The organism is Cellulomonas bogoriensis 69B4 = DSM 16987, assembly GCF_000767165.1.
Lineage (GTDB): Bacteria > Actinomycetota > Actinomycetes > Actinomycetales > Cellulomonadaceae > Actinotalea > Actinotalea bogoriensis.
In genome coordinates this window covers 1-6,669 of record NZ_AXCZ01000153.1, presented here as the reverse complement: position 1 = coordinate 6,669, position 6,669 = coordinate 1, and the positions used below count along the sequence as shown (strand labels likewise).

Annotated in this window: 5 protein-coding genes; 2 read left to right on the top strand and 3 right to left on the bottom strand. The window is 70.8% G+C overall.

Going from position 1 to position 6,669, the window contains the following annotated elements; translation table 11 throughout:
* Positions 1-123 precede the first annotated feature (123 nt).
* Both gdhA and purL read right to left on the bottom strand, forming a co-directional pair.
* Positions 124-1,461 (bottom strand): NADP-specific glutamate dehydrogenase, encoded by a 1,338-nt coding sequence (gene gdhA / locus N869_RS11835; protein ID WP_035061985.1) that lies wholly within the window; start codon positions 1,459-1,461, stop codon positions 124-126.
* Between the two features lie 65 nt (positions 1,462-1,526).
* Complete coding sequence (purL, locus tag N869_RS11830; RefSeq protein ID WP_035061983.1) at positions 1,527-3,938, bottom strand: phosphoribosylformylglycinamidine synthase subunit PurL; 2,412 nt, start codon at positions 3,936-3,938, stop codon at positions 1,527-1,529.
* A gap of 142 nt (positions 3,939-4,080) precedes the next feature.
* On the opposite strand from purL, the gene N869_RS17835 reads away from it, so the two are divergent.
* Together N869_RS17835 and N869_RS11820 are read left to right on the top strand one after the other, a co-directional pair.
* Positions 4,081-4,830: a DUF2599 domain-containing protein gene (locus tag N869_RS17835; RefSeq protein ID WP_052105485.1), complete on the top strand. Its 750-nt coding sequence runs from the start codon at positions 4,081-4,083 to the stop codon at positions 4,828-4,830.
* A gap of 178 nt (positions 4,831-5,008) precedes the next feature.
* A complete protein-coding gene (locus N869_RS11820) occupies positions 5,009-5,674 on the top strand; it encodes a hypothetical protein (RefSeq protein WP_035061981.1) in 666 nt (221 codons plus the stop codon).
* Between the two features lie 28 nt (positions 5,675-5,702).
* Here the strand turns inward: N869_RS11820 and N869_RS11815 are convergent, their stop codons facing one another.
* Positions 5,703-6,299 (bottom strand): DUF416 family protein, encoded by a 597-nt coding sequence (locus tag N869_RS11815; RefSeq protein ID WP_035061979.1) that lies wholly within the window; start codon positions 6,297-6,299, stop codon positions 5,703-5,705.
* Positions 6,300-6,669: the final 370 nt, after the last annotated feature.

Genomic DNA, 6,669 nt, shown 5'->3' with positions numbered 1-6,669 from the left:
TGGAACGGCAACGGCCGCGACACACTGGGGGTGCGCCGCTGAGCACGACCGAGGGGCCCGTGCGCGTAGCACGGGCCCCTCGGTCGTGCTCAGTCCGGCGGAGCCGGTACGGAGATGAGGTCCTCAGACGACGCCGAGCGCCAGGATCGCGTCGGCCACGCGCTGGAACCCGGCGATGTTGGCACCCATGACGTAGTTGCCGGGGTCGCCGTACTCCTCGGCCGTCTCGGCGCACCGGTGGTGGATGTCGACCATGATCCCGGACAGTCGCTCCTCGGTGTACTCGAAGCTCCAGGAGTCACGTGAAGCGTTCTGCTGCATCTCCAGCGCGGAGGTCGCCACACCACCGGCGTTCGCGGCCTTGCCGGGTGCGAACAGCACGCCTGCGTCCTGCAGCATCCCGACGGCGTCGGGTGTGGTGGGCATGTTCGCGCCCTCGGCGACGGCCTTGACACCGCCGCGGAGCAACGACTTGGCGTCGTCGCCCTTGAGCTCGTTCTGGGTGGCGCACGGCAGTGCGACGTCCACGGGCACGTCCCAGATGCGACCGTCGGTCACGAGCTGCGCCCCGGGCCGACGGGCCACGTAGTCACCGGCGCGGCCGCGCTGGACCTCCTTGACCTCCTTGAGGAGCTCCAGGTCCACACCCTGCTCGTCCACGACGTACCCGGAGGAGTCCGAGAACGTGACGACCTTGGCACCGAGCTGCTGCAGCTTCTCGATCGCGTAGATCGCGACATTGCCCGCACCGGAGACCGACACCGTCTGACCGTCGAAGCTCATGCCCCGGGTCTTCAGCATCTCCTGGGCGAACATGACGGTGCCGAAACCGGTGGCCTCGGTCCGCACCAGGGACCCGCCCCAGCTGATGCCCTTGCCGGTGAGGACCCCGGACTCGTACCGGTTGGTGATGCGCTTGTACTGACCGAACAGGTACCCGATCTCACGGCCACCCACGCCGATGTCACCGGCGGGGACGTCGGTGTACTCACCGAGGTGCCGGTACAGCTCGGTCATGAACGACTGGCAGAACCGCATGACCTCACCGGCCGAGCGGCCGCGGGGGTCGAAGTCCGAACCGCCCTTGCCGCCGCCGATCGGCAGACCGGTGAGGGCGTTCTTGAAGATCTGCTCGAAGCCCAGGAACTTCACGATCCCCAGGTACACCGACGGGTGGAACCGCAGGCCACCCTTGTACGGCCCGAGCGCCGAGTTGTACTCGACCCGGAACCCGCGGTTGATCTGCACCTTGCCGTCGTCGTCGACCCACGGGACCCGGAAGATGATCTGCCGTTCCGGCTCGCAGATCCGCTCCAGGACGGCGGCGTCGGCGTAGTGCGGGTTCTTGACCAGCACGGGGCCGAGGCTGTCGAACACCTCACGCACCGCCTGGTGGAACTCCGACTCACCCGGGTTGCGGCGCAGGACCTGGGCGAGGACCGGCTCGAGCTGGCTGTCCATCAAGAACTCTCCTTCGAGGGGACGACCGGCCGGCCGTCGCGGTGCAGACTCACGAGCGGGCGCGGTCACCGAGCGGCGTCGGTGACCGGCCCCTCGCCGAACAGACGGGGCAGGGTGCCTGTGAACGCCTCACGCAGGTCGTCCACAGCGAGGATGAACTGCCCCTGGACCTCCAGCGCGGGACCAGCGTCCTTGACGTCCGGAGCGTGGGGGGTGTCGTCGGTGACACCGATCCGCAGGTGGGGCACACCGCGCGCGGTGCACATGTCCACGAACCGCACCTCTTCGCTGCGGGGAACCGCGACCAGGGCGCGGGCCGTGGACTCGGAGAACAGCGCCTCGAACGGGGTGAGCCCGTCCCGGTCGCACAGCTCTTCGAGCCACACCCGGGCACCCGTGCCGTACCGCAGGCACGCCTCGACCAGGCCCTGGGCCAGGCCGCCGTCGGACAGGTCGTGCGCGGCGTCCACCAACCCGTCGCGGGAGGCGTTGACGAGGATCGCCGCGAGGGTGCGCTCGGCCGCGAGGTCGACCGCCGGGGGGCGCCCACCCAGGTGGCCGTGGACGACGTCGGCCCACGCCGAGCCGTCCAGCTCGTCCCTGGTGGTGCCCAGCAGGTAGATCGCCTGGCCGGGGGCGCGCCAGCCGGAGGGTGTGGCACGGGCCACGTCGTCCAGCACACCCAGGACCCCCACGACGGGGGTGGGGTGGATCGAGGAGTCGATCGTGCCGGGCTCGCCGGTGCCGTTGTACAGCGACACGTTCCCGCCGGTGACGGGCACACCGAGCTCGGCGCACGCGTCCGCCAGGCCCTCGATGGACTGCACGAGCTGCCACATGGCGTCGGGGTCCTCGGGAGACCCGAAGTTCAGGCAGTCGGTCACGGCCATGGGGCGGGCCCCGACGGTCGCGACGTTGCGGTACGCCTCGGCGAGCGCCAGCTGGGCACCGGTGTAGGGGTCGAGCTTGGCGTAGCGGCCGTTCGCGTCGGTCGCGAGCGCGACACCCAGGCCGGTCTCCTCGTCGACGCGGATCACGCCGCCGTCGTCGGGCTGGGCCATGGCGGTGTTGCCCTGCACGAACCGGTCGTACTGGTCGGTGACCCACGCCTTGGACGCGAGGTTCGGGGAGGCCACCAGACGCAAGACGGTCTCGCGCAGCTCCTCACCGGTGGTGGGGCGCGGGTACCGGGCGGCGCCCTGCTCGCCGCTGATGGTGTCGGCCTGCAGGTCGTCCATCCACCCGGGGCGGGCGTAGGGGCGGTGGTAGACGGGGCCCTCGTGGGCGACGGTGCGGGGGTCGACGTCCACGATGCGGTGCCCGTGGTGGTCGATGGTGAGACGGCCCGTGCCGGTGACCTCACCGATGACGGCGGTCTCGACGTCCCACCGGGAGGTGATCTCCAGGAAGCGGTCGAGCTTGGCGGGTGCGACCACCGCCATCATGCGTTCCTGGGACTCGGACATGAGGATCTCACCGGCGGTGAGGGTCGGGTCGCGCAGCAGGACGTTCTCGAGGTCGACGTGCATGCCGCCGTCACCGTTGGACGCGAGCTCGGACGTGGCGCACGAGATGCCCGCGGCGCCGAGGTCCTGGATGCCCTCGACCACGCCCGCGGCGTAGAGCTCGAGGCAGCACTCGATGAGGACCTTCTCCATGAACGGGTCGCCCACCTGGACGCTGGGTCGCTTGGTGGGGACGCCGTCCTCGAAGGTCTCGCTGGCGAGGATCGAGGCGCCGCCGATGCCGTCGCCGCCGGTGCGGGCGCCGAACAGGACGACCTTGTTGCCCACGCCCGAGGCGTTGGCCAGGTGGATGTCCTCGTGGCGCAGCACGCCCACGCACAGGGCGTTGACCAGGGGGTTGCCCTGGTAGGAGGGGTCGAAGACGAGCTCCCCGCCGATGTTCGGCAGGCCCAGGCTGTTGCCGTACCCGCCGACGCCCGCGACCACGCCGTGCACCACGCGTGCGGTGTCGGGGTGGTCCACCGCACCGAAGCGCAGCTGGTCCATGACCGCGACCGGCCGGGCACCCATGGAGATGATGTCGCGGACGATGCCACCCACGCCGGTGGCCGCACCCTGGTAGGGCTCCACGAAGCTGGGGTGGTTGTGGGACTCGACCTTGAACGTGACCGCCCACCCGTCGCCGATGTCCACGACGCCGGCGTTCTCACCGATGCCGACCAGCAGGTGCTCGCGCATCTCCTCGGTGGTCTTGTCACCGAACTGGCGCAGGTGCACCTTGGACGACTTGTACGAGCAGTGCTCGGACCACATGACCGAGTACATGGCGAGCTCGGCGGCCGTGGGGCGCCGGCCCAGCAGGTCCACGATGCGCTGGTACTCGTCAGGCTTGAGGCCGAGCTCGGCGTACGGGAGCTCGAGGTCGGGAGTCCCGGCGGCGTGCTCGACGGTGTCGGGCAGCGCGACGTCAGCCGTGCTCGCGGAGGCGGAGGTGTCAGGAGCGGTGGTCATCGAATCCCTACCGAAGGGCCCACATGGACCGCACAAGGCTACCTGCGACCACCGCCGCCCCGCCGCGCGTCTCATGACTGCAGGCACCGGGCCCGCCGGGGCACACTGGGCCACGTCCCCGCACCCGCGCCCAGGAGCCGACATGCCGAGCCGCACGCGATGGGCCGTGGCCGCCCTCGCCCTGCCCCTGCTGCTCGGCGCGTGCGCGGCCAACGGCACGGGCGCGACCGTCACGGACTCCCCCACGCCGACCTCGGACCCCGTCGAGGTCGAGACGCCCGAACCCCCGCCGGCGTGGGAACGGCTCGAGGTCGGTGACCTGTCCGTGCAGGTCCCGCCGGAGGTGGGGGTCGAGACCCTCGACGACGGGTCGGCGCTGCTGACGGTGCCGGCGTCGGGCTTGGCCACCGACCCCCTCGAGGTGCTGAGGGTCGAGGACGGGCAGGCCACGTGGCTGGAGGACGGGACCGTCACCCTGGCGCAGGGCGCAGCGTTCGGGGGCGTCGTCGCCCATCCCCCGACACCCGGGGTGCGCGTGACCGCGCAGGGCACGACAGTGGCGCTGCGGGCAGACCCAGCCGCCGTGAGTACCGACGACGTGACCCTGTGGGTGGGTGGTCAGGGCGCCCAGAGCATGACCTGGGGCATCCGTGAGGGTGGCCGGTCCCTGATCGTGGTCCCCACCGACTGGGCCCGGGCCGCCGGGGCCGCGGGCGTCGAGGCCGTGTGGGCGCAGATGCAGGACGACGACGAGGCCGCGACCACCACCATGTACGACCAGCTGCTATGCCACGGGCTGGGCGCACCGGACAAGGACAGCTGGAACCTGGAGCCCTGGCGCCCCGACGTGGGCCTCCTGGCCGTCCTGGCCGCCGCCTGCAACCCGAGCTGACCTGAGGGCCAGCCGGCCCGCATACGACCGGCCGCCACCTCAGGGCCTTCCATGCTGATGGCCCTGCCAATGCGTGGGCCCGGCGCCGTGTCGGACGGCCGGGAGGTCGTCACCGCTAGGGTGACCGGCGCCTGGAACGCAGTTTTCTGACGTGACGACCTCGGACGGACAGGACTCCATGACCGGAACCGTCGACCTCACGCGATTCCCCTGGCCGGACAGCTGGGCGCGCCCCAGCCGCGTCCTCTCCGCGATGGTGGCTGGTGGGCTCGCCCTAGCCGCCGGTGCCGGGATCGCACTGCTCGTGACCGGACACGTCGTCGACGCACGCGGTGCCCTGGGCGTTGCGACCGCGCCGGTACTGGTGATCCTCGCGGTGCTGGTGCTCCGCACACGGGTGCTCCGACGACGCGCCTCTGTCTCAGCAATGAGGTTGGCAACTCCGGACGAGGCGCCGACCGGCGGTGTGGTCGTCCCGTTCCGTCGGGACACCACCGTGCTGCGTGGCCTGCTGTCGGCCTACATGGGCCTCGCCGGGCTCATCCTCGGCCTGGGTGGCTTCGCCCTGGTCGCAACCGGCGAGGTCGGCGCAGGCGGCATCGGCATCCTCCTCGGCGGAGGGTTGGTCGCACTGGTCGTACCCCGGCTCCGGCTCTGGGCGTCGTCCCGGCGGCACCCCTCCGTCCTCGTCCTCACACCCGAGGGCCTCGTGCACCGGAGCCCGCGGGCGGTCGTCGCGGTCCGGTGGCACGACGTCGTCTCGGTGGTCCCGTCGGGAGACCGCGACCCCCACGTGTCAAAGTCCTCGACGCCCTCGTCACCAAGACCAAGCTCCGCGCCCTGACCACCGACGCCAGCTGACACGCGCCTACTCACGGGAGCGCCCTGGCCCACTGCTCGCCATCCGCTTCCGCCTCCGCCCGGAGCTCTTGCCAGGTCAGCGGAGCGGCCTCGACGAGGCTGAGAGAACGGGCGATCGCGGTGAGCGCACGCTGAACGGCGGCCGACTCCAGGACCCGTCTCTCGGCGCCGGGACTGTTCAGGTCCAGTTCAGAGTCACCCTGCAGGACCGCATAGTCGGCGATCTCGTAGACCTGGCGCGCCGCCCACGCCGCCTCCTGAGGAGCATCCGTCAGCCACGTGCGAATGGCATACGCGACGGCAGCGGCGGCGTTCTGACCATATCCGGTCTCCAAGACCCAGCCATCCGAATCCGAAGGGACCATGCCCTCGGCCTCGGCCTGATACGCACCGGCGTCGATATCCACGCCCGAGGCTGCGCCCCAGGCTGCATCGGCAAGCCCCCTCAGCCTGGGACCCAACTCCGGCGCCCCGACCGACCGTGCATAACGCTCGAAGAGGGGAACCAGACGCTCTGCGCATGACGCGGCGAACGCCGTCTTCGAGCGACGGTCCAGGGCAGCCAGCCGCGCGAGGATCTCCTGCTCGTCATACTCACGCACACTCATCTTCCAAACCACCAGGCTGTTGTCGGACTTGTGATGGTCGCCCCCGACTCCTCGAGGAAGGTCTGGCAGGCCGGGCAGATTGGACGAGACACACCGATTCCCTGGGGAGTCAGGCCAGCGCTTTGAGCGCCGCGAACCGCGGTGACTTCCGCATGAGCACCCGGAGACCGCGCCACGATCTCGTCCGACTGCGCCAATGCCCGCTGCGCCGGACTCAGATCGCGGCCACCTCCCGCCAAGACCGTCTGGCCCTGCCGGGTGCCAAGAGCAGCGGTCGTCCGAGAGTTCTGCGCGATCGGATCCAGAGCGCCATGGAGGCTCATCGTAATCGGGGGTGTAGTTGGGGTCTGAAGCCGCCGGTCTCGAGCAG